The organism is Candidatus Nitrososphaera gargensis Ga9.2, assembly GCF_000303155.1.
In the GTDB taxonomy this organism is placed as follows: Archaea; Thermoproteota; Nitrososphaeria; order Nitrososphaerales; family Nitrososphaeraceae; genus Nitrososphaera; species Nitrososphaera gargensis.
This window is the reverse complement of record NC_018719.1, coordinates 861,465-882,433: the sequence shown is the minus strand read 5'-3', so window position 1 is coordinate 882,433 and position 20,969 is coordinate 861,465. Positions and strand designations below refer to the sequence as shown.

Sequence of the window (20,969 nt, the reverse complement as noted above, 5' to 3'; positions counted from 1 at the left end):
TTTCACTTGCTGTTGGATAATGGTAGGTCTTCTTGCACCTTTTTAACTAGCTGTACTGGAAACAGGCCCCTTGTGCTCAGCCTGTCTTCGTACAGTAGCTCTATGGCTATCGCATCCATCGTGCTCCGTTCGCCGTTTGCTATGCAGTCAAGATAGACCCTTTCAATTTCATTAGAGAAATCGCCTATTTTCGGAAGCAGTATTACGTGACCGTTCTTGCCTTCCTTGAACCCTTTTTCCTTCAGAAAACCAGCAACCTTGTCAACATCCTTTACATAGATGTATAGATCCAAGGGAGTTTGGAATTTTGTAAGCTCGTACGCCTTGTAGTCCAGCGTAACGAATTTGTCTGAAATGTTGTTCATGGCAAATCTGATGTCCGAATCATTGTAGTTTCGTCCAAACCTTCTGGCTCTACTTAGGGCTATTAACGACGGTAGAAGCTTTTCTATGATATTTGCCGGCTGTGTTACTACATTAGTTTTGAGTATGAAGCTACCACGTTTGTATTTGGCAAGGCCAAGCACTTTCAGATCATTCAGACGTCTGTAAGCAGTCTTGGCAGAGCCGGCTACTGAAATCGCATCCTCTATAGTGTAGACTGGCTTGCTGTCCAGCCTCTGGGCGAACAAGAATGCATCGCCTTTCAGTAGCTCTTGCATACTGTATTATGTATTAGCTGACTATATATAGATTTGTCAGCTTTGCCATGCATATATATTTACAGCTAAAATACAATTTGACTAGCGCTGCTCTATTCCAGCTTCTTTACCCTGACAACCTTTCTGCCGCCTTGCATTGTAGTTTCCCAGTCCAATACATCTCCTACAGCTATTTCCATTTCCTGAACAATCTTTTCAGGAATTGTTGTCCTGACTGATGGTGATCTGTTGCTTGCCCTGACCACGATTGACTTTTCGCCCATCTATCTCGTACGCCTCATATACCCATAGACTTTTATCCCTTGTCTACCTATAGATGTATTAGGTCGATAAGGCGTCAATGCTGACTAATAGCGGAACCTTGATGAAAAAGAGTCGTCTTCGTATCAAAGGCATCAAAGTCAAGGATAAGGACAAGATCAAAGAAGCAATCATGATCAGCATCCAAAAGGGAAATTACACCACCCGCGAAATCGGTCTTGATATCGGTAAAGACTACACTACAGTTTCAAGGTATTTGTCAGAGATAGAGAATGATCCAAAGTGGGGACTAAAGCGCGATTTAAACGGCAACATCGTCATGTCGCTCCAAGAGCAGCTTGCACACGAATATGCAAGGCTGCAGAATGAAAAGTACAGCCAGCTTCCATCCATTCAGAAATGGATAACGTACCTGAAGTCGGGCAAGACTCCGGCTACCAGAATCAGGTACATGATTAACATCATTCATGGAATATCCGACCAGCTTATGGTCATGCCGGAAACTCTGGTGAGCCACGGAGTGCCGATAGATTCAGCAAAGCGAAAAGAGATAGCTATTGAATACTGGCAGAATTTCCTTGCTTGGTTCAATACTGCATGTCCTCAAATGCAGCGTACAAACACCATAGTAGCATATCGTAGCTTTTTGTCAGCTCACAGTATCAACTTTGCTCATGGAGAAGGTAAACGCTATGGATTGTCAACCACATCTGAGAGGCTTGGCGAATACAAAGACATCATATGCTTACGCCGGAACAAATTGAAACGGTAAACAGGCGACTTGAAAACGAAAATGATTGGGGGAATCATGGTCATTCATGAACATCGACCTGCATACTGGCGCTAGAGCTTTTGCAATGGCGTCGATGAGCCTGGATAGAATAGCAATGTCTCCGGCATTTAGAGTAGAACAATTTGAACCCAAGATAAAGAAAGGCTCATGGTTTCTGACAAGGGAAGGCAAGTGGTGGGTCAAGTATCCTACAGAAGAATGCCGCGCTATTGTTGAAACTGCTCAAGATAGGTTGCCAAAAGACAGAAGCTTTGTATTTTTTGACGATGCCAAAAGCGATAGAGCAAACTGTCTGAGAGCCGGCTATTTCGCTAAGAGAATGGCAGTCAGGTTCAGAAAGCTATTTTCAGAGCTTGACAAACGCAGCTGGCTCAATGAAAAGACGCGGATCTATGCACTAGGAGATGGTCTATATTTTGATGGAAAACCAATTCATTTGTTCAGGCACACAATGGCTCAGTATTATTTGGCAGTAACAAACTGGTCGCTAGCCTATGTAGCCAGCTTGGGTGGATGGGAGAATACCGAGATATTGAACAAATGCTATGGAGGGATACCTGAGCATATCAAGGCACAGATAGCAAGATCTTTACATGTAAAATTTGATACGATGAATCTAAACACTGCCGCAATGATCCAATCAATTAAATTCTAGCATCCCGATTTCCGTACACAAATGGTTGTAGCTGCAATCATCAATAACTAAATGTCTGTCTGTAAGATATTCCTGATTGTTTGTACTCTCAAAATTGAATACTAGAATTTTCCAATCATGGAAATGATTTCAGAAATGTCTCAGAAAAGCAAACAAAAGCTAACTATGGCAGCAATATTGGCAATTGTTGCAGTAGTAGCGATGGGAACAACGGCATCAGCAATACCAAATGCATATGCGGCGACAAGCAGTAGAGCACAGTGCTGCACATCCGGCGACTTTACAACTACATCTACAAGCTATGTAGATGTGACCGGATTTACCACCACCTTCAACACAGGTTCAGGACACTCCAAGAGCGCAGCAACTTTCACCTTCGGCAACTATTCTCCTTCATCAACAAACGGTCAGTACGCACGTCTGTTGTTTGATGGAACTGAACGGAACTTTGTATGGGCAGCAAATACACTGCATGAGGTCGGCGCATTAAATTCAGCAGACAGCGTAACTGCAGCATCGCATACATGGAAAGTTCAGCTCAGAGCTCTGAATGGAGGTACCGCAGCCATCTATGCGAGCACTGGCGTTCTGGGCGTGATGGCAGCAGATTCGTAAAGGAGTGAAAACAAAATGGAAAAAACACAAAAACAAAATCTTACATCGCAATAGGGATGGCAGTAGCAATACTGTCTTCGTTCATTGCGATACAGTCTATTGTGAATGCACCAGCCGCAGCTCAAGCACCAGCAGCCAATAATGTAGTAGTGTACATCTTCAAGAGGGACACATCAAAATTCCAATGGGCAGGCGATCTGGAATCTAAGGTAAGCGCTGCTATAGGAGTCAATACTGTCAAGGACAAGAACACCGGTGCAAGCAAAGCAGGGATTTACGATGCATCTGACAAGCTTGTGGATGGAGCAAGCGTGCAGTTTGTCATAGACCCTTCAGTAACCAAAGCAGATGGTACTCTGCTTACAGTTGCAGACATACCAAATGACATGGCCTTTGGAAATGGCGTGACAGTGGGTGGAATACAGCTGGCAAACGGCGAAATAGTTGACACGATACACTTCGTCTTTAGCTCTGCTGATGCTGCCACCGTAACTGCCAACTTGGAAAAGATCAGACAGATACTTGCAACAGAATCACCGGTGCCACAGTGATACGTAAGAGCAAAATGAATGAAACAATGATTGGTCTCATCAGACCATCTCTACTTTGATATTGCCTGAGCATGAACTAAAGGGTCATTTCTATGTCACAAATAACTAGTAATACTGCTGGAATTGCAATAACTACCTTTATAATTGCAGTAGCTGTAAGCATGACATACTACCAATTTATGTACATTCCAGAAGCTAACAAGCGACCTGTTCTGCCAAAAGAGATACTAAATCCTCCAGAAGTTACTAATGTCAGAATTCTAGAGAATTCGTTTTTACAATCTAATCCCAAGAATTTTGAGCCAAAATCTGTCCGCGGTATAATAGGAGTATCAAACAAAGTTGTGTGGACAAATGAAGATACATTTGCGCATACTGTCACTTCAGATGAGCCTACCTACATAGATCAAATAAATGGCAAATTCGATTCCCTTGCTCATGGAATTGTTATTGGACCGGGTGAAACTTTTGAATTCACATTTACAAAAGTAGGGGAGTATCACTATCACTGTGAACCTCATCCTTGGATGGAGGGCACAATTGAAATAATTGAGAACTTTTCTTAATCTAGCAGCTAGCTTAGCTGCTGCCAAACTTTGAATGCTTCATAAGCAAATAGAATTGTTCCCACTACTGCCAAGACAATTACAAAAGCGCTGTCTCTTCCTATTACTATTGGTGCGGTAGTGAAATACATTATCAGTACCTGGCAATTAGCCACCATCAATTATAACTGACCTGCTGTTTTTGATCTGTACCGAGTACACCGCGCCGTATTTCTGCTCCAGTCCCAGCCGCAGAAAAAGCAGCATATGAAAGTACGTAAATTCTGCATCGTATCTTCTCCCGTACCTTCCGCGCGTCGCCTTGCTGAGGTACTGCCACTTGATGTACACCCACTCATTCTGTATAACAAGCGATGCCAGAACATAGAGGAAGCGCAGTGCTGGACTCCTGGATGACGTCCTGGCCCTGCTCTTTCCCATCGCCCTGTATGACGATTCTATGCCAAATCTCCTCCGGTACTCGTCAAACATCCGCCCTACCGGGATATTGACAAGGCCTGCGGCATAGTACATGTACTGGACGCCGCGTTTCTTCCTGTACCTTTTCTTCCGGTATTTGGCAACGGCATACAGCCTGAATGTGCATTTCTCGCCGGTGGCAGAATCTGTCATTTCGCAGTCCGGTACGACGAAACTATCCCTTCTTTTCCGGGTCAGTCTGGATAACGTGCCGCCTTTCCTGCCTCTTGGAAAAGCGGCTATGATGTACGGGATACGCATGGAATTGAGGTAGCTCATTACAGCTGCTGTAAAGAACCCCTTGTCAAGGAACAGGCATTTTATCACGATGCTCGCCTTCTGTACCTCTGCAAGCAGGTACCTGACTACTCCAACCAGTGCTTCCCCCTCCCGGATGTACCTGGTGGCCAAGGTGAACCTCCTTCCATGGAGCATCACGTAGGCGCTGGCGTACGTGAAAAAGTGGGTCGTGCCGCTCCTGGCCCTGCCGCGTCTGACATCCCCCTCATTCTCAGGCTCGCCGTGGTAGGGAACGTCTGTCATGTCGATGGCTATGTCGACAGCTCGATTGTGCAGGGTCTCCGCCACCCTTTTCTGCAGCAGCCTGTTGGCGGCCGACTGAATCCACGAAATGTCAATCTTGGACACGTGGTACTGGACATCCCTCCTGGACGGGGTGCTGGCCAGAGTACAGCAGGCTTGTGTTATGGATGTCCCACCGGTACAGGCATAGACCACAGAATTTGCTATATCGACTACTGAATACCGCCTTTTTCTGAAATCGGCTGGCCTGAAGACTGGCAGCAGTACGTTTACTGCATTACCAAGTACTCTCTCATGTGTCAAAAAATGTTTGTCGGTAGGTTCTTGGGTAAATGTACCGCACTGGATTGGCAGGGTTCTCACAAACCATGCGTCTCTGGTGGCAGCTTTAGCTGTTGCCAGGGACGCCCTTCAACAATCGACTAAAAAGCTGCTCACAAACTCGTTATTGCCAAGTACTGATTATCGAAAATGCCGCAAAAAATGCAGCGTAAAATAATAGCCGCGGGAAGCGAATTCTTCCGAGATTCATGAAAAGATCCATTATTCCAATGTTCACTTTCTTGGTTGCAAAATATCGACCATGCTCGTCTTTTGCTGCCAGGCCGACTTTGCAAAGTTTATCCAAGTGGTGTACGGCCACATTAACGCTAGAGTAGTTCAACCTCCTTTGCATCTCTCTTGCACCTATTGGTTCAGAGGAGTCAAGTAGTGTGAGATAGACCTTCAAGGTCTTCCCTTGTAATGCTTCTTTAAGCTCGGCATCCGTCGATGCACCATCCTTGAACATACTGGTTCTCAAGCATTTATCCAATTGTCGGAATAATAAACAAACCTCCGATCCAATACTGATACAGCTTGTACAACAACTTAATTGGTATTTGTACAAGCCATACAAACGTCATGATAAAGTAGCTATTCCACGTAAATATACGTGCACATGAGCGACGATAATAACAGCAAAAGATCTAAAAAAGTGCCAATCATAGCAGCTATAGTAACAGGTATTGTATTAGCGGTAGCAACTGGCCTAATTATCAATACGACTCTTCCTAGGAATACATTTGGCTCTGATATACTGCATCCACCCCAATCAGTTACTATCATAATTCCTGCAAATGCAAGTATTCCCGACGCCAATCCCACTTTTAGTCCAAAAGAGATCACAGTAGTGCTAGGCGTTAACAATACCGTAGTATGGATAAATCAGAGTAACTCTCCAGAACGTGTCATAGGCGAAGACGTAAATGCACCGGGAGACTTTGGAAAAATACGTAGCCTAATTGAAGCGGGAGGAGGAACTTGGGCTTTCACATTTACGGAAGAAGGTACTTACAATTATCTCAGCGATATCCATCCGTGGCTTAAAGGCACAGTAATTGTAAAGAGAGGCGACTAAAGAAAGATGAAAGAAAATAGGTCAGTGCCTATAACATTTCGTATCTATGCTGATTCCCTGCAGATCCTCAAAGAACATGCTGATAGAGAAGATCTATCATCGAATACGCTACTTAACAAAATACTCAAACGTTGGATTAGCTTCGAATTATCAATACAACCGCTGAATCCAATTATACTTCCATCTAATCTTTTTGCCGGCCTACTTGATACAGTAAGCGATGAAGATTGGGAGATTCTAAAACAGCAATTGATCCCAGAAGTGGTAAAGTCGTTATTCTCATTGATCTACGACACTAGCAGACCTGAAGAGTTATTCAAGCATTTGGAATTCATGTCTAAGTATTCTGGTTGGTTTTCTTTACAAGTATTCAAGAATAATGGAATTACCAATATCGTGAAGCTTATCCTTAAACATAATCATGGAATAAAATGGTCTCTATTTCTTAAAGAATACCTACAAGACATAATCAAAACATACTATCGTAATTTGCCGATTAGTTTTGAATCAAACGAAGAATATGTATTATTTACAGTTAGAGCTACTGAACAATTGAGTTTGTCCAAGCTTAGCTATAGTTCAGACAATAGTCGTTCCATGAGTTAGAGTAATGAATCAGGATTCTTAGCAGAAACTTATCATGGTGACATTTTGGAACAAGACATATTTCGACTTCTAACGCTCAGAATATATGACAACAAAATTGAGATGTATGATAGAAGGAAACAGCAAATAGTTGAAGTAAGAATTATTGATGATTTGATGATGTGCTTAAGCTGCAGAACTGATGAGTGTATTCATGTTGGCTATGCTTTAGGAGTCGAGAGATTGAGAGAATGAAATGCCTGTTTTAGAAAAGAGCAGATCAGAAATTTATTCTTGGATGACTTGACCTTAGGATTCTCTTGATATGACGAAATCTTGTTGCATATATTATTACCCCTAGTCTGACTGCCTCTCGTTATGCAACAAAATTACAGTTTAATTCTTTTAAGCAAGTTCCGCTCGAGATGCCCCACTGGAAATGCGCACATACGCGCCTGATTTCAGTGGCAGTAATGGTTTTTATAATGCCTAGACACATTGACAAGAGCAGAAGAAAAGATGCTAATCCCGGTTCGCTGTTTTACCTGCGGCAACCTTATCGCAGACAAGTATGCCGAGTACTCTAACAGAGTCAAGGCCGGCGAGGACCCCGCAAAGGTGATGGATTCGCTCAACATCAAGCGTTACTGCTGCAGGAGAATGTACATCTCTAGCATCGAGACCATCTACCAGATTATCCCCTACTATGAGGCGCTGAGAAGGCGCATGTCCGAGATCCAGTCGGAAATAGAATAATCACAAATAAATAATAAATAACGTCGAATTCAGGTCAAACTTGTATATGCCTTCTATCACTGCAGTCCGCGGCAGAATAGTTTTCAATAGCAGGGGAAGCAAGACCATCGAAATCGATGTCGTGACCGACAACAAGTTCATAGGAAGGGCGTGCGCGCCTTCCGGCGCGTCAGTGGGCAGGCTTGAAGCCCAGAGCTTTCCGGAGAACAAGCCCGAAAAGGCACTTGCAGCGTTCAATACAAATGCAAAAAAGTTTATCGGGTTGCAGGCAGAGAACCCGCAGGCAGTCTTTGACACACTGAGATCGATCGACAAGACAGACAACTATTCCACGATCGGCGGATCAGTCGCGTACGCGCTTTCCATTGCAGCAGTCGACTCGGCCGCCAGGGCACTCAACGTCCCACTTTTCAAGCTGCTAAAGCCAGCCAAGCCTTACAAGTTCCCGTTCCCGCTTGGCAACATTTTGGGAGGCGGTGCGCATGCAGGGCCCGGTACCCCTGATATTCAGGAGATCCTTGCCTGCCCCGTGGGCGCAAAGGGCATTGTCGAGGCACTGGAGATGAACTTTAAGGTGCACGCCGAGACCCGCAAGGTGATCGAGTCGATAGACAGGCGCTTTACCTACGGCAGGGGCGACGAAGGCGCATGGGCTCCAAACGTGAACAACGATCAGGCGCTAGAGATAGTAGAAAAGGCTGTCAGGAACTGTGGCTACACCCTTGGCAAAGACATGGCGATAGGAATTGATTTTGCCAGCTCGTCGTTCTGGGACGAAAAGAACAACGTTTACAACTATGCCCGCCAAGGAATTAAGCGCGACACCGGCGAGCAAATCGAGTTTGCAAGCAGGCTGGTGCGCGACTACAAGCTTGTCTACGCCGAAGACCCTGTGCACGAAGGTGATTTTGAAAGCATGGCAGTCCTGACTAAAAAGAATCAAAAGACTCTGGTGACTGGCGACGACATGCTGGTCACAAACGCAGGCAAGGTAAGGGAGGCCGTGAGATATGGAGCGTGCAGCGGTGCCATACTGAAGGTCAACCAGGCAGGCAGCCTGTACGACGCGATAAAGTTTGCAGAGGAATGCAGCAAGAACAACATAAGGATAATAACGTCCCATAGGTCTGGTGAGTCTGTCGACTCGCACATCTCGCACATTGCAATCGCCACAGGCTCTAGGATGATAAAGACGGGCGTGCTTGGAGGTGAGCGCGTGGCAAAGCTGAACGAGCTGGTGCGCTTGACAGAGTATGATCTAATTGAGGGGATGAATAATACCTAGCATCTTACCTTTCAGATAGCCTATACATTACTGACAAAAAGTGCTTGGGCGATTCTTGCGAACTTTTGGCTACATTGCGCACTCAGCCGTCTATAATATTGCTTGCAGCAATGCCTGACCAAAAACCGTTAGAGCCACGTCATTGCGCCTAGCTCACCACTGCAGTCTTGATATCTTCAAGTATCGCTCTTACCTGTGTGTCATAAGCTTGGTCTACTACGAAGAAAACAGCTGCTACGTCTGTTCCATCCTTTAGTGTGAACCCGCAGCATGTAACGCCGTTTCCAAATAAGTAGTCGGGCCTAATATCGTCGATAGTTACTTGCGTACCATCAGGCTTTTTGACATCCTGGTCAATGTGTATCTTCACGGTATCTACTGGTTGAAACATAGCCATTTTGACTCTCTCGCCGGCCTAGAGACCGTCAGCCTTCAAGTTAGCAGCGATATTCTGCTCAGTCAATGTCACGCTTTCAAATGTGTGCGACCCTTGCGGCGAAGCACCTGATGTGGTGTAATAAGCTGCCGTTATCTTGGGTAGCAGACTATTGCCTATTCTGGAAACTATTTCACTTGATTGGTAGCGCACTCCATAGTCAAGTGGCAGTATGTATAGACTCAGTTTGCCTGTCAGTTGCTGCTGTTGCTGTTCCTCCTCTTTGTCGCTGTTTTCTTTTGTTTCTGCTATTGGCAGAAGAAGATGAGGATCTTTAGGTGGAGGTGGTGCAGCTGTTTGAGCGTCGTTAGAAATGCTATTATAATAAGCTGTCAAACCAAATACCATAACAGTTCCTCCTAGGATTAGGGCTGAAATTGCAACTGCAAATATTATGACTTTGGTTGGCATAAGCAAAGCCTATTTGGACACTAGGCAACGGTCAGCATGGCAGATATAGAACATTGTGTATTCTTCCTCTAGGGCATATTCTTTTGAGTCTTTGGCTATCCTTGGTAATGTTTTATTTCTGATTGCCTTCCAAGAGTCTTTGGTCTTGCTTGGTATGGATGCTTATTCTTGTCTGTTGTGTTTCTAAACGCTACTTGCCAATAAGATAAACGCCATTAATGGAATAAAGCCAGCAAGCACAATCGACAACTGAATCATCAACTGATAATCCTGAAAATATATCGACCACAATATGCCATAAGTCAAAAGGCCACCAAAAGCACTAATCAATAGCCTGTACAAGAGAGAACTCGGCCGGTGTTCTTTTTGTGGCCTAATTATTACTACCACACTACTCTGTCATACGTCAAATAAGGAAATAAAGATCCCACTACTTGTTATTCTTCCTGGCTAGCTCTAAATCCCTTCTGTCTTTTTTGGCAGCAGCTTGTGCAGAGCTACTATTCTGCTGCTTTTTCATCTTCACATAAAGTTCCTCCATCCTTCTGTGGTGCTCAGCCTTTGTAAAATCACCTGATTGTATTGCAATGTGCTCCATCTCTTGATGATAGGCAATCTTGGCATCTATGTCAGTTGCATCATTAGCAGAGTCATCAAGCATGTTTGCCAATCATATCATAGATAGGTATCATCGCTTTTGAGCCTTTGGCTGAAACAATTTGGTTCTTTCTTCCGCGGGCGGACTGTTAAAAACATAAAGGCAAGCGTGCTCTATCTAAACCTGCGCAGTTTCTAATCGTCACTGATCTTCTAATAGTGTGGCTGCCTACATCCAAGGAATGATTTACTGGAGGGCATGAATGATTTATAGCATCCGCCTTTTCAGGCCGTTTTTATTTTCTGTCAGGGAACAATTTAAGTAGACAATTTGTTTGAGCCTTTGGCTACCTGTTTTTCATGTATGTGTGCGCCAAAATAATGCTGGATATTGACAAAGCTGCAATAACAAGAGCAAGAGAATGAAATTCAGGAATAGGATGTGCCAAATCTAGCCGGTAAAGCTTTGAAGCAGACACACCAATCAAAATTGTAGTGCCATCTTTGCTCACAACATAGCTTGTTGGGGCATCTAGTCCACCATAAAGTATCTCACGATATGAACCATCAGTACTTATAGCTTCAAGAGTTGCAGTGGGATTATGACGGCCACCAACCTCTCGAAATAAAATCAATTTGCCATCTGGACTCCATTTTATCCAGTTTGGAGTTGTGTCTGTCATTTCTTCATAGACTTGGTGTGTTTTGTTGTTGCTGCTATTTTCAATATCCAATATGATTAATCGCACCGTGTGCAAGTAAACATGCCCCTCAATACTGTCATTAACTACAAAGGCAATTTTTCTTCCATCAGGACTGACGGCAAAATCTGATGCCATTTGAGCTTCATAGAGCTTTGATATCTTCTTACCAAGAGGGTCGGATAGCCACAGTGTACAGTATGAGTCGACAAGTACAAGGTTGAAATTGGTGTCGCTGCTGTTGTTACTGCTATCACCATTTGTCTGTCTGATAATGTCAAATGATGTAATAGAACCCGCTAGCTGGTACTGTCCGGCATTGACTAATGCATCATTAGTAATTTCATAAATTAGAAGGTTATTTTGTGCTAGAGCATAGATTGTTGTGTTGTTGATGAATAGAGCTTTTCTTACAGGGCTACATTCCCAGCAAAGCTCATCGTGCAACTCAGATGGCAAAATGATTTTTTGAATATCTGTTGCATTGGCGTTCATTATCCCGATAAATTGGCCGGAGGTAAAGAGCACCTTTCCTGATTGAGAATCCCAATCGTGCAATTCAAAGTATGTCCTGTTATGATCATCATCGTTGCCTGTTGGTGATACTATCTCAGATTGCATTTCTGATACGTCAATCTCAGTGACAACTCCTTCTGCCTTGAAATAATTCATAGGTGCTTCTTGTGTTTGTGTAAAAGCGTGAGAGTCAAAGGCAGCTGTCAAGAATAAAGAAAGGAACAGCATTAGAAAAGAAGTGATAGCAAGCCCTATCTTTGCAATTACTGGCATCATCAGCTGACTACTACCGCCATTCCCTTGACAATAACATTAGTAGGTTGCTTTTGAGCCTTTGGCTATTCTATTCTATCCTTCTCCAAAGACTTAAACACAAGTCGGTTCTATCTGCACTTGCGCACTCTGTAAATCATTGTTGAGGTGATTGATTTTCTAATAGTGTGGCTGCCTACCTCCAAGGAATGATTTAATAGAAGGTATGGCCGACTGACCTCTACGTGATATGAGTAATCCTAAAGATCGCCCTGACGATATTGATGATAAAACGAGTGCAGGGATAGACGAGGAAGCACCACTGTCAGACTCTGCGCCGGTTGAAACCCAAGAGGGTCAGGAGGCAATTGATACCGATAATTTAGAAAAGATGATACTTTCCACAGGAATCCGCGTGGGCACCCCGGTCAAGACAAAGTTCATGGCACCGTTCATTGTCAAGGCCAACCCCGAGGGCCTATACATCCTTGACATCAGCAAGACTCTGGCAAGGGTCGACGTTGCCGCCAAGTTCATCGGCAGGGCAAACATCTCCAAGGTTGCCGTGACTTCTGCCCGCGAATACGGCAAGACCCCGGTGGAAAAGTTCTGCGAGCTGACAGGCGCAACCCAGATTCTGGGCCGGTTTATGCCCGGCACGTTCACCAACCCGTCGCTTCCCAACTACATGGAGCCGGAAATAGTGGTAGTGACCGACCCGCAGGCTGACCAGCAGGCAGTCCTTGAAGCCACAAGGGCAGGAGTGCCAGTCATTGCGATTGCCAACAGCGACAACGTCACTTCAAAGGTCGACTTGGTGATACCCGCAAACAACAGAGGACGCAAGGCTCTGGCCACTGTGTACTGGCTCCTTGCAAGAGAAGTCCTCAAGAAGCAGGGAGCGATCAAGTCCGACAGCGAAATGCTGGAAAAGGCTTCAATCGACGACTTTGAGACAAAGTTAGTCGAGGAAGTATCTTGACAAAAAGGGCGCCAGCAGTCGCCGGCATGTTTTATCCCGACAACCCCCGAGAGCTGAGGGGGCTTGTCGACGAATCTTTTCGCAACCAGCGCTTTGGACCCGGCAGGGCCCCGCCTTCCGCCAACAAACGCAGGATCTACGGCATTGTGTCTCCCCACGCCGGCTATGTTTACTCTGGCGCAGTCGCCGCAAATGGCTTTTACGAAGTTTCATCAATCAACTTTCAAGATGTCATAATGGTGGGCCCAAACCACTATGGGATCGGGTCATGGGTCGCTGCCATGAAGGAGGGCGAATGGGAAACACCGCTGGGCGAGGTCAAGGTAAACTCAGAGCTGGCAGAAGGGATCGCGGCAAGGTCGTCCACGCTTGATTTTGACAACTTTGCCCACAGCCGCGACCACTGCCTTGAAGTCCAGCTGCCGTTCCTGCAGTACATCAAGCAGGATTTTCGGATCGTGCCAATAGTGCTTGTCTCTCAGCGGAGCGAGACTGCCTATGACTTGGGAAACGCGATATCTGAAACCATTGTCGAGAAAAGGGTCGCCGATTCCACGCTGCTCATCGCGTCGTCCGACTTTACGCACTATGAGCCAAACAATGAGGCACACAGGAAGGACGCCGAGCTGATAAAGGCCATCCTTGCCCTTGACGTTAACAAGTTTTATGCAGTCCTTGAGAGGCTGGATGTTTCTGCCTGCGGCTACGGGGCGATCGCAACAATGATGGTCGCGGCAAAGAACCTTGGAGCCACCAGAGGCGAGCTGTTAAAGTATGCTACAAGCGGAGACATCACCGGGGACACCAGCGCGGTAGTGGGGTATTCTTCGATAGTGTTCATATGACAAAGGGCGGGAGGGCGTCTGCACCGGCCAAGGTAATCCTGTTTGGAGAGCACTTTGTAGTCTATGGCAACCCGGCCATTCTGGCATCGATAAACAGGCGCATAACAGTTGACGCCCGCACAATAGACAAAGAAGATAAAATAGTCATCAGGTCTGACATAGGGCTGGCCGGCGAATACAGTAGCTCTGGCTTCAAGGCAATTGAAGGCGGCACGGAGGCAAGGTCGGCCTTGGACCCGCTTCATAGCGCAATCACGCAGGTCCTTGTGGCAAGGGGCAAAAGGACAGGAATAAAGGTAGCCATTTCTTCCGATGTGCCGCCAGGCATTGGGCTTGGGTCGTCTGCGGCGGCATGTGTTGCCACTGTGGCTGCAGTGAACTCGCTCTTTCAGAAAAAGCCAAGCAGGCACAAGATATGCGAAATGGCGATCGAGTCCGAACGCCTGATCCACAAAAACTCCTCCGGTGCGGACTGCTACATCAGCACGTTTGGCGGGCTGATACACTACAGCAGCAAGGCAAAAGGCTTCAAAGAGATAAGGTCAAAAGGCGGGCTTGCGCTCGTGGTTGCAAGCACAGGGGTCAGGCATTCCACCGGCGACCTTGTGGCGGGCGTCATGAGATTCAAGGAGAGAAACGAATCGCTCTTCCAGAACCTTGCAAAGCAAGCCGCCGACATTTGCACACAGGCGCAGAGCGCGATGGTGTCTGGCAGGCGCGACAAGCTGGGCACTCTTATGAATGAAAACCAGGCCATCCTGCGCCAGATCGGGGTTTCGCACTATAAGGTTGACGACCTGATAGACATATGCGGCAAGGCCGGCGCGCTTGGGGCAAAGATAACAGGCGCCGGCGGTGGCGGGGCAGTGATAGCGCTTGCAGCCACCAAGCAAGATAGCGCGAGAATAGCGGCCCGTGCGAGGGCAGCAGGCTATGAATCATTTGAAGTGGAAATAGATCGCAAAGGTTTGATCTAGATCCCTATTTTCTGCAGTACCTGTCTTGTCTTTGACTCGCCCTCTTTTATCAGGTTCTTTATTCCGGCGGGCGAAAAATCGGTGTTTTCGTAAAGGTAGGGGAACCGCTCTTCCCTTGTGATATAGGCTATTTTCTTGATTTCTGCCCCATGCTCTTTGATTATTTTCTGGTATTTGTGGCGTATGTTTTCCAGTATTTGCTTGTCTATTTTGCAGACTTCGAGGTTGCTTTCCACTATTTCATACAGCTCCTCGATGAATTGCAGGTACCGCGTTATAGCCTTTGACATCTTTATGTTGTGCGCAGTCTTGTCGCTGAACATAATGTCACGCGCCCGGTGGTACACTTCTGGCAGGTTCTGCGGCAGCCTTTCAATCTTCTTTGGATAGTTTTCGACGATAAAGACGCGTTTGTCGACAGTCGGCGCCGCATCTATGGCTTCTCTCAGAGGAGTGTTGCTAAGCAGGCTCCCGTCCCATGCATATAGCCCCTTTTCCACCTCAACCCAAGGAAAGCCGTACAGCGGGTAGCCAGATGTGCCAAGCAGGTGCTTGATCGTTATCGGTTGGCGCGTGCTGTCAAAGGTAAGCGGCTCCGCAGTCAGGACGTTTACTGCGGTTATTATCAGCCGCGCATTTGGGTTGCCTCCCGGCCTGAGCTTGGAGTAATCGATGTACTTTTCAAGCGTTGACACCAGCGGCGAATGATCGTAAATGTAGGTCCACCGGTCTGGCCGAAAATACTGCGGATCGGTAGCGGCATATCCGGGCAACCAGCGCGGCAGAAACATGATATTGTTGCCATACACTGCCGAGCTGTAGAATGATAGCGCATGCCTGAGCGATACGCTTGCCCGCTGGTAATATTGACTATAATCAGTACTTGGCAATAACGAGTTTGTGAGCAGCTTTTTAGTCGATTGTTGAAGGGCGTCCCTGGCAACAGCTAAAGCTGCCACCAGAGACGCATGGTTTGTGAGAACCCTGCCAATCCAGTGCGGTACATTTACCCAAGAACCTACCGACAAACATTTTTTGACACATGAGAGAGTACTTGGTAATGCAGTAAACGTACTGCTGCCAGTCTTCAGGCCAGCCGATTTCAGAAAAAGGCGGTATTCAGTAGTCGATATAGCAAATTCTGTGGTCTATGCCTGTACCGGTGGGACATCCATAACACAAGCCTGCTGTACTCTGGCCAGCACCCCGTCCAGGAGGGATGTCCAGTACCACGTGTCCAAGATTGACATTTCGTGGATTCAGTCGGCCGCCAACAGGCTGCTGCAGAAAAGGGTGGCGGAGACCCTGCACAATCGAGCTGTCGACATAGCCATCGACATGACAGACGTTCCCTACCACGGCGAGCCTGAGAATGAGGGGGATGTCAGACGCGGCAGGGCCAGGAGCGGCACGACCCACTTTTTCACGTACGCCAGCGCCTACGTGATGCTCCATGGAAGGAGGTTCACCTTGGCCACCAGGTACATCCGGGAGGGGGAAGCACTGGTTGGAGTAGTCAGGTACCTGCTTGCAGAGGTACAGAAGGCGAGCATCGTGATAAAATGCCTGTTCCTTGACAAGGGGTTCTTTACAGCAGCTGTAATGAGCTACCTCAATTCCATGCGTATCCCGTACATCATAGCCGCTTTTCCAAGAGGCAGGAAAGGCGGCACGTTATCCAGACTGACCCGGAAAAGAAGGGATAGTTTCGTCGTACCGGACTGCGAAATGACAGATTCTGCCACCGGCGAGAAATGCACATTCAGGCTGTATGCCGTTGCCAAATACCGGAAGAAAAGGTACAGGAAGAAACGCGGCGTCCAGTACATGTACTATGCCGCAGGCCTTGTCAATATCCCGGTAGGGCGGATGTTTGACGAGTACCGGAGGAGATTTGGCATAGAATCGTCATACAGGGCGATGGGAAAGAGCAGGGCCAGGACGTCATCCAGGAGTCCAGCACTGCGCTTCCTCTATGTTCTGGCATCGCTTGTTATACAGAATGAGTGGGTGTACATCAAGTGGCAGTACCTCAGCAAGGCGACGCGCGGAAGGTACGGGAGAAGATACGATGCAGAATTTACGTACTTTCATATGCTGCTTTTTCTGCGGCTGGGACTGGAGCAGAAATACGGCGCGGTGTACTCGGTACAGATCAAAAACAGCAGGTCAGTTATAATTGATGGTGGCTAATTGCCAGGTACTGATAATAGCTTCCCGATTCATTATCGATCGGCGGCTCCCAGCGCGGCGTCAGATCGACTGAAGTTTCAGCGAGCTCTAGCCAGAACTGCTCCAATGCAACTTCAGGGTGTCTGTCCTTGCTGCCAGCGATTATTGCAGCGTTTATCCCTCCAATTGATGTGCCGGCGAGGATTTCTATGTTGATGTTCCTTTCTGCAAATGCCTTGAATACCCCGCAGCTAAATGCTCCAAGCGAGCCACCTCCCTGCAGTACCAGGACGTTTTCTATACCGTGATCGCGGACCATATGGGGTGAGATGGTCGCTTTTTGTAATTATGCGTTTTTGAGTGGCGCTGTCAAGTGCACAGGCTTGACTAGGTCCGCGACATCGACCCAGCAGCGTGCGATCTTGTCCATCGAATAAGTCAGGTTGAGTACTGCGATTGCAGATTCCGGGTTTTTCGATTCTGTGCTGTTCTTGATCGAGTTTAAGATCTCGTTGAACTTATCATACGTCTTAACGACCACGTTTGACTCTGCCCTGTTCTTGCTCACAAACGCGGCGACTGACTTTTCCTGCATCCTTTCCACGAGCGCGCCGGCTTCGGCAATTTCATCCACGATCCTGATCTTGGAAAAGTCCTGTATCGTGTCTGCAAGGTCGACAATATAGTCGCCAGCGCTCTCCAGAAGGTTGGCGGCAATCCTGTAGTCCAAGATGTCAATGTTGCTAAGGTTGAGCTTGCCTGCCAGCTTTTGATCCATCATGGCACTGCGGATGAGCCTGACCAGCAAAAAGTACTGCCTGTCTACTTCGTCGTCCCTGCCGCTTATCACCCTGCGGATGCTGTTCTCCTTTGACCTTATGGCTTCAAGCAGGTCGCGGTACATGCCGGCGACTATGGCGCTCATACGCCGCAGTATCTTTTCTGCGTCTAACGTGTTTGCATCGAGCAGGAACTGGGCGGAAATGTGGAAGCCATCTTCATCCACTATTTCAAGCCCGACGAGCTTGCGCATGGCCTTTTTGACTCTGTCAGTGTCTTCAAACGAAATCTGCGAGTTTGCCTTGATGCGAATCATATCGTACCCGAGCAGGTACGCGCCGTATACCTGGCTGACGAGCGTATCCATCGACGCCGGCGAATACGGAATTGTCACCTCCTTTGCCTCGTCTGCCATGTCCTCTGAAGGAAATATCGAGATCGAGTTGTCGCGGTTGATATCGACCGGCACTATGCTGCCCTTCTTCAGGTTGTTGCTCTTGACCCACTGGCTTGGCAGCGATATGAGGATGCTGCTTCCGATCTTTTGCAGGCGCCTTGCGTACCTTGGCATATTGTATGTTTATACCCATTTAAACTAATTAAACATTATTTTTATATTTTATGCGACTTATAAACAATCGTATGGCATCAGCGCTGGTTGCAGCGCCCGTAGCTGTGGCCAAGGCATTCAGCCCCGGCCACATAACTGGCTTTTTCGAGATACCCTACGGCAGTTATTCTCACTTTCTCCACAAGGGATCAAAGGGCGCCGGCTTTTCCATAGACAGAGGCATCTCCACGACGGCGTACGTCTACGAAAGCGCCACAACCGATTACCAGATCTCAATCAATGGCGTTCGCTCCAGCAATGTCGATGTGTCAAAGTGGGTAGTCGAAGAATACCTCAAACTTGCTGACAGACCATATTTTGTGAATGTTGAGCATGACATTGGAATCCCTGTTGGCTTTGGTCTCGGCTCAAGCGGGGCAGCGGCTCTCAGCCTTTCATATGCGCTCAATGAAGCGCTTGACGCAAGTCTCAGTAGGACCCAAGCGGCACAGATAGCGCACCACGCAGAGATTGCCTGCAAGACCGGTCTTGGCACGGTGATTGCCGAGTTTGCCGGCGGCTTTGAAATGCGCACCGGCGCAGGGGCGCCGGGCGTCGGGTCAGTCGTTAAGATCGATCTAGAGAATTATTACAAGGCGGTCGTGCTTTGCCTCGCTCCTATTTCCACGAAGTCGTTTCTCACAAACATGATGGACGAGATAAACGGCCTTGGCGGCGTCATGCTGAGTAAATTATCAAAATCAAGAAGTGTGGACGAGTTTCTAAGGATGTCCCACGAGTTTGCAGAAACGCTTGGCCTGACGGAAGGCAAGTGTAAGGAACCTATTGCCGCCCTCAAAGCATTGGGCATAGAATCGAGCGTTGCGCTGTTTGGCCAGACGGTGTTTACACTTGTGCCGCAGACAAGGTCAAAGCAGGCAAGGGACGCTCTCAAGGGCTTTGGAGGCACGCTTCTTGTCTGCAATGTCGACAGCAACGGGGCCAGAGTGCTGTAGGAATTGCACGTAAACCGCATTTCGATACCGCCAAACCACCCTCGCGCCAAGTCTCTCCACACCCGCGAGGCACTGGTCGATGGCTACAGGCGCGGCCTGGTCGTGGCAGAGGGGCTCATCGCCCACGGAAGAGGCGAGGCATATGACTACCTCATCGGCGAGTGCACCACTAAAACTGCGCAGCGGGCGATCAAGGCGGCCGCAGCCATGCTCCTGCTCTCAAGGCACCCAGTCATCTCTGTGAACGGCAACGCTGCTGCGCTCTGCCCGGGAGCAATAGTTGAGCTTGCAAAGGCTACTGGCGCCGCAATCGAGATCAATCTCTTTTACAGGACAGAAGAGCGCGAGCGGGCGATCAAGGCCGAGCTTGAAACGCACGGTGCAGAGAATGTTCTTGGTGTCGGCTCAAGAGCGTCGGCAACGATCCCAGAGCTTCAGAGCGAGCGCCGGCGCGTCGACCCAGACGGCATCTACAGTGCAGACACGGTGTTTGTACCTCTTGAAGACGGCGACAGGACCGAGGCCCTTGTCAAGATGGGCAAAAAAGTGATTACAATTGACCTCAACCCTCTTTCTAGAACGGCTAAGGCCGCTCACATTACGATCGTCGACAATATTGTAAGGGCCATGCCGGCGTTGGCAGAAGCGGCGCACCAGCTCAATGGCAGCAAATCGCTCAAGAGAATCGTGGACGGCTTTGACAACAAAAAGAACCTGCGAGAATCTTTGAAGATCATCAGGGGAGTGATATGAGATACAGGCCAAGAAAAAGGTGAGCGTAAACGACATCGTTGCAATGAAAGGGATGGAAAAGATCTCAGTCCTGACAGCGTACGACTATTCCACTTCACTGATATGCGACAGGGCGGGCGTGGACGTGTTGCTCGTTGGCGACAGCGCCGGCATGGTAGTGCTTGGATATCCAAATACGGTGCCAGTCGGCATGCCCGAAATGACGATGTTTTGCGGCGCCGTGGCAAGGGGAGCCAAGCGCGCCATGATAGTGGGCGACATGCCATTTGGATCATACCAGCCAAGCGCGAGTGTAGCAGTTGAAAACGCGGTGCAGCTGATCAAGGCAGGCTGCGACGCAGTAAAGCTGGAAGGCGGCTCTGAGATCATTGGCACGATAAAGGCAATAGTGGACGCAGGCATACCGGTGATGGGCCACATCGGATTAAAGCCGCAGACGTCGTCGCTCTGGGAAGGTTACAGGCTCCAGGGCAGGACAAAGGTATCTGCGATGAAGTTGGTGCAAGACGCCAAGGCGCTTGAGAAGGCAGGCGTCTTTAGCATTGTGCTAGAGATGGTCGCAAGCGAAGTTGCAGATGAAATAACAAAGAGCGTGACAGTGCCAACCATAGGCATAGGCTCTGGCGTAGGATGCGACGGGCAGGTGCTGGTGCTCCATGATATGCTTGGCATCTATGAAGACATCAAGCCGAAGTTTGTGAAGAGGTACTCCGAATTGAGCAAGTCGATATTTGATGCTGTTGCAAGCTATACCCGCGAGGTCAAAGAAGGCAAGTTCCCAGAAGGGTCGAACACTTTCCACATGAGCCCTGAAGAGCTTGACAGATTTAGGAAGGCGAGAAAGAAGTGAA

Annotated in this window: 27 protein-coding genes; 16 read left to right on the top strand and 11 right to left on the bottom strand. The window is 47.8% G+C overall.

The features are described 5' to 3' along the window. Window positions 1-2: 2 nt before the first annotated feature. Together NGAR_RS05155 and NGAR_RS17230 are read right to left on the bottom strand one after the other, a co-directional pair. Entirely contained in the window at window positions 3-662 is a 660-nt protein-coding gene (locus tag NGAR_RS05155; RefSeq protein WP_015018611.1) for a hypothetical protein, read from the bottom strand. A 92-nt stretch (window positions 663-754) separates the two neighbouring features. Further along, the gene (locus tag NGAR_RS17230; RefSeq protein WP_015018610.1) at window positions 755-925 is read right to left on the bottom strand and encodes a hypothetical protein; all 171 of its coding nucleotides are present in this window, start codon (window positions 923-925) and stop codon (window positions 755-757) included. A 101-nt stretch (window positions 926-1,026) separates the two neighbouring features. Between NGAR_RS17230 and NGAR_RS05150 the strand changes: the two genes are divergently transcribed. The 5 genes from NGAR_RS05150 (at window position 1,027) to NGAR_RS05130 (ending at window position 4,103) form a co-directional block, all read left to right on the top strand. Beyond that, window positions 1,027-1,695, top strand: coding sequence for a hypothetical protein (locus NGAR_RS05150; RefSeq protein WP_015018609.1), 669 nt, complete (start codon window positions 1,027-1,029; stop codon window positions 1,693-1,695). Between the two features lie 25 nt (window positions 1,696-1,720). Next, window positions 1,721-2,371 carry a hypothetical protein gene (locus NGAR_RS18345; RefSeq protein WP_228369299.1) on the top strand — a complete coding sequence of 217 codons (651 nt, stop codon included), beginning with the start codon at window positions 1,721-1,723 and terminating at the stop codon, window positions 2,369-2,371. 135 nt (window positions 2,372-2,506) lie between these two features. Next, window positions 2,507-2,986, top strand: coding sequence for a hypothetical protein (locus tag NGAR_RS05140; RefSeq protein WP_148681016.1), 480 nt, complete (start codon window positions 2,507-2,509; stop codon window positions 2,984-2,986). 56 nt (window positions 2,987-3,042) lie between these two features. Beyond that, window positions 3,043-3,537, top strand: coding sequence for a hypothetical protein (locus tag NGAR_RS05135; protein ID WP_015018606.1), 495 nt, complete (start codon window positions 3,043-3,045; stop codon window positions 3,535-3,537). Between the two features lie 92 nt (window positions 3,538-3,629). Beyond that, entirely contained in the window at window positions 3,630-4,103 is a 474-nt protein-coding gene (locus NGAR_RS05130) for a cupredoxin domain-containing protein (protein ID WP_015018605.1), read from the top strand. A 147-nt stretch (window positions 4,104-4,250) separates the two neighbouring features. Here NGAR_RS05130 and NGAR_RS05125 read toward each other — a convergent pair whose 3' ends face one another. After that, window positions 4,251-5,468: a hypothetical protein gene (locus NGAR_RS05125; protein WP_015017779.1), complete on the bottom strand. Its 1,218-nt coding sequence runs from the start codon at window positions 5,466-5,468 to the stop codon at window positions 4,251-4,253. 82 nt (window positions 5,469-5,550) lie between these two features. Further along, window positions 5,551-5,895: a hypothetical protein gene (locus NGAR_RS05120; RefSeq protein WP_015018603.1), complete on the bottom strand. Its 345-nt coding sequence runs from the start codon at window positions 5,893-5,895 to the stop codon at window positions 5,551-5,553. Window positions 5,896-6,045: 150 nt separating this feature from the next. Here NGAR_RS05120 and NGAR_RS05115 point away from each other — a divergent pair, with 150 nt between their 5' ends. The 4 genes from NGAR_RS05115 (at window position 6,046) to eno (ending at window position 9,130) form a co-directional block, all read left to right on the top strand. Then, complete coding sequence (locus NGAR_RS05115) at window positions 6,046-6,504, top strand: cupredoxin domain-containing protein (RefSeq protein ID WP_015018602.1); 459 nt, start codon at window positions 6,046-6,048, stop codon at window positions 6,502-6,504. Window positions 6,505-6,510: 6 nt separating this feature from the next. Then, window positions 6,511-7,110, top strand: a complete 600-nt coding sequence (locus NGAR_RS05110; RefSeq protein ID WP_015018601.1) for a hypothetical protein — start codon at window positions 6,511-6,513, stop codon at window positions 7,108-7,110. Between the two features lie 498 nt (window positions 7,111-7,608). After that, the gene (locus NGAR_RS05105; RefSeq protein WP_148681740.1) at window positions 7,609-7,845 is read left to right on the top strand and encodes a DNA-directed RNA polymerase subunit N; all 237 of its coding nucleotides are present in this window, start codon (window positions 7,609-7,611) and stop codon (window positions 7,843-7,845) included. A 46-nt stretch (window positions 7,846-7,891) separates the two neighbouring features. Beyond that, entirely contained in the window at window positions 7,892-9,130 is a 1,239-nt protein-coding gene (gene eno / locus NGAR_RS05100) for a phosphopyruvate hydratase (protein WP_015018598.1), read from the top strand. A gap of 148 nt (window positions 9,131-9,278) precedes the next feature. Here the strand turns inward: eno and NGAR_RS05095 are convergent, their stop codons facing one another. The 4 genes from NGAR_RS05095 to NGAR_RS05080 all read right to left on the bottom strand — a co-directional run bounded on the left by NGAR_RS05095 (window position 9,279) and on the right by NGAR_RS05080 (window position 12,067). Then, a complete protein-coding gene (locus NGAR_RS05095; protein WP_015018597.1) occupies window positions 9,279-9,527 on the bottom strand; it encodes a hypothetical protein in 249 nt (82 codons plus the stop codon). An 18-nt stretch (window positions 9,528-9,545) separates the two neighbouring features. Continuing rightward, window positions 9,546-9,914 (bottom strand): hypothetical protein, encoded by a 369-nt coding sequence (locus tag NGAR_RS05090; RefSeq protein ID WP_148681015.1) that lies wholly within the window; start codon window positions 9,912-9,914, stop codon window positions 9,546-9,548. Between the two features lie 493 nt (window positions 9,915-10,407). After that, window positions 10,408-10,647 (bottom strand): hypothetical protein, encoded by a 240-nt coding sequence (locus NGAR_RS05085; RefSeq protein ID WP_015018595.1) that lies wholly within the window; start codon window positions 10,645-10,647, stop codon window positions 10,408-10,410. A gap of 274 nt (window positions 10,648-10,921) precedes the next feature. Continuing rightward, window positions 10,922-12,067: a TolB family protein gene (locus NGAR_RS05080; protein ID WP_015018594.1), complete on the bottom strand. Its 1,146-nt coding sequence runs from the start codon at window positions 12,065-12,067 to the stop codon at window positions 10,922-10,924. A 367-nt stretch (window positions 12,068-12,434) separates the two neighbouring features. On the opposite strand from NGAR_RS05080, the gene rpsB reads away from it, so the two are divergent. From rpsB to mvk, 3 genes are read left to right on the top strand one after another with little or no spacing between them, the layout of a single operon-like run. Then, window positions 12,435-13,025, top strand: coding sequence for a 30S ribosomal protein S2 (rpsB, locus tag NGAR_RS05075; protein WP_407637199.1), 591 nt, complete (start codon window positions 12,435-12,437; stop codon window positions 13,023-13,025). Next, the gene (locus NGAR_RS05070; RefSeq protein ID WP_015018592.1) at window positions 13,022-13,870 is read left to right on the top strand and encodes an MEMO1 family protein; all 849 of its coding nucleotides are present in this window, start codon (window positions 13,022-13,024) and stop codon (window positions 13,868-13,870) included. Before rpsB ends, NGAR_RS05070 begins: the two co-directional genes overlap by 4 nt. Further along, window positions 13,867-14,847 (top strand): mevalonate kinase, encoded by a 981-nt coding sequence (mvk, locus tag NGAR_RS05065; RefSeq protein ID WP_015018591.1) that lies wholly within the window; start codon window positions 13,867-13,869, stop codon window positions 14,845-14,847. Before NGAR_RS05070 ends, mvk begins: the two co-directional genes overlap by 4 nt. Here the strand turns inward: mvk and NGAR_RS05060 are convergent. Then, on the bottom strand, window positions 14,844-15,875 hold the full coding sequence (locus NGAR_RS05060; RefSeq protein ID WP_148681014.1) for a patatin-like phospholipase domain-containing protein: 1,032 nt from the start codon (window positions 15,873-15,875) through the stop codon (window positions 14,844-14,846). The genes mvk and NGAR_RS05060 overlap by 4 nt on opposite strands. On the opposite strand from NGAR_RS05060, the gene NGAR_RS05055 reads away from it, so the two are divergent. Further along, on the top strand, window positions 15,823-17,040 hold the full coding sequence (locus NGAR_RS05055; RefSeq protein WP_015017779.1) for a hypothetical protein: 1,218 nt from the start codon (window positions 15,823-15,825) through the stop codon (window positions 17,038-17,040). The genes NGAR_RS05060 and NGAR_RS05055 overlap by 53 nt on opposite strands. Here the strand turns inward: NGAR_RS05055 and NGAR_RS05050 are convergent. Both NGAR_RS05050 and NGAR_RS05045 read right to left on the bottom strand, forming a co-directional pair. Beyond that, window positions 17,021-17,338: a patatin-like phospholipase family protein gene (locus tag NGAR_RS05050; protein ID WP_015018589.1), complete on the bottom strand. Its 318-nt coding sequence runs from the start codon at window positions 17,336-17,338 to the stop codon at window positions 17,021-17,023. The genes NGAR_RS05055 and NGAR_RS05050 overlap by 20 nt on opposite strands. A 27-nt stretch (window positions 17,339-17,365) precedes the next feature. Continuing rightward, entirely contained in the window at window positions 17,366-18,370 is a 1,005-nt protein-coding gene (locus NGAR_RS05045; protein WP_015018588.1) for a phosphate signaling complex PhoU family protein, read from the bottom strand. A gap of 71 nt (window positions 18,371-18,441) precedes the next feature. Here NGAR_RS05045 and NGAR_RS05040 point away from each other — a divergent pair, with 71 nt between their 5' ends. The 3 genes from NGAR_RS05040 to panB are packed head-to-tail and all read left to right on the top strand — an operon-like array spanning window position 18,442 to window position 20,968. Further along, window positions 18,442-19,365 carry a pantoate kinase gene (locus NGAR_RS05040; protein WP_187147671.1) on the top strand — a complete coding sequence of 308 codons (924 nt, stop codon included), beginning with the start codon at window positions 18,442-18,444 and terminating at the stop codon, window positions 19,363-19,365. Between the two features lie 3 nt (window positions 19,366-19,368). Then, window positions 19,369-20,118: a 4-phosphopantoate--beta-alanine ligase gene (locus NGAR_RS05035; RefSeq protein WP_015018586.1), complete on the top strand. Its 750-nt coding sequence runs from the start codon at window positions 19,369-19,371 to the stop codon at window positions 20,116-20,118. Window positions 20,119-20,137: 19 nt separating this feature from the next. Then, the gene (gene panB, locus NGAR_RS05030; RefSeq protein ID WP_015018585.1) at window positions 20,138-20,968 is read left to right on the top strand and encodes a 3-methyl-2-oxobutanoate hydroxymethyltransferase; all 831 of its coding nucleotides are present in this window, start codon (window positions 20,138-20,140) and stop codon (window positions 20,966-20,968) included. Window position 20,969 lies beyond the last annotated feature (1 nt).

What these genes read in the sequence shown, in the direction of transcription:
- NGAR_RS05090 (WP_148681015.1), bottom strand. Translation starts at nt 9,914, where the DNA reads ATGGTATTTGGTTTGACAGCTTATTATAATAGCATTTCTAACGACGCT.
- NGAR_RS05040 (WP_187147671.1), top strand. Translation starts at nt 18,442, where the DNA reads ATGGCATCAGCGCTGGTTGCAGCGCCCGTAGCTGTGGCCAAGGCATTC.
- mvk (WP_015018591.1), top strand. Translation starts at nt 13,867, where the DNA reads ATGACAAAGGGCGGGAGGGCGTCTGCACCGGCCAAGGTAATCCTGTTT.
- NGAR_RS05080 (WP_015018594.1), bottom strand. Translation starts at nt 12,067, where the DNA reads ATGATGCCAGTAATTGCAAAGATAGGGCTTGCTATCACTTCTTTTCTA.
- NGAR_RS05135 (WP_015018606.1), top strand. Translation starts at nt 3,043, where the DNA reads ATGGCAGTAGCAATACTGTCTTCGTTCATTGCGATACAGTCTATTGTG.
- NGAR_RS05140 (WP_148681016.1), top strand. Translation starts at nt 2,507, where the DNA reads ATGTCTCAGAAAAGCAAACAAAAGCTAACTATGGCAGCAATATTGGCA.
- NGAR_RS05150 (WP_015018609.1), top strand. Translation starts at nt 1,027, where the DNA reads ATGAAAAAGAGTCGTCTTCGTATCAAAGGCATCAAAGTCAAGGATAAG.
- NGAR_RS17230 (WP_015018610.1), bottom strand. Translation starts at nt 925, where the DNA reads ATGGGCGAAAAGTCAATCGTGGTCAGGGCAAGCAACAGATCACCATCA.
- NGAR_RS05130 (WP_015018605.1), top strand. Translation starts at nt 3,630, where the DNA reads ATGTCACAAATAACTAGTAATACTGCTGGAATTGCAATAACTACCTTT.
- eno (WP_015018598.1), top strand. Translation starts at nt 7,892, where the DNA reads ATGCCTTCTATCACTGCAGTCCGCGGCAGAATAGTTTTCAATAGCAGG.
- NGAR_RS05120 (WP_015018603.1), bottom strand. Translation starts at nt 5,895, where the DNA reads ATGTTCAAGGATGGTGCATCGACGGATGCCGAGCTTAAAGAAGCATTA.
- NGAR_RS05105 (WP_148681740.1), top strand. Translation starts at nt 7,609, where the DNA reads ATGCTAATCCCGGTTCGCTGTTTTACCTGCGGCAACCTTATCGCAGAC.
- NGAR_RS05115 (WP_015018602.1), top strand. Translation starts at nt 6,046, where the DNA reads ATGAGCGACGATAATAACAGCAAAAGATCTAAAAAAGTGCCAATCATA.
- NGAR_RS05095 (WP_015018597.1), bottom strand. Translation starts at nt 9,527, where the DNA reads ATGGCTATGTTTCAACCAGTAGATACCGTGAAGATACACATTGACCAG.
- NGAR_RS05050 (WP_015018589.1), bottom strand. Translation starts at nt 17,338, where the DNA reads ATGGTCCGCGATCACGGTATAGAAAACGTCCTGGTACTGCAGGGAGGT.
- NGAR_RS05045 (WP_015018588.1), bottom strand. Translation starts at nt 18,370, where the DNA reads ATGCCAAGGTACGCAAGGCGCCTGCAAAAGATCGGAAGCAGCATCCTC.
- rpsB (WP_407637199.1), top strand. Translation starts at nt 12,435, where the DNA reads ATGATACTTTCCACAGGAATCCGCGTGGGCACCCCGGTCAAGACAAAG.
- NGAR_RS05110 (WP_015018601.1), top strand. Translation starts at nt 6,511, where the DNA reads ATGAAAGAAAATAGGTCAGTGCCTATAACATTTCGTATCTATGCTGAT.
- NGAR_RS05155 (WP_015018611.1), bottom strand. Translation starts at nt 662, where the DNA reads ATGCAAGAGCTACTGAAAGGCGATGCATTCTTGTTCGCCCAGAGGCTG.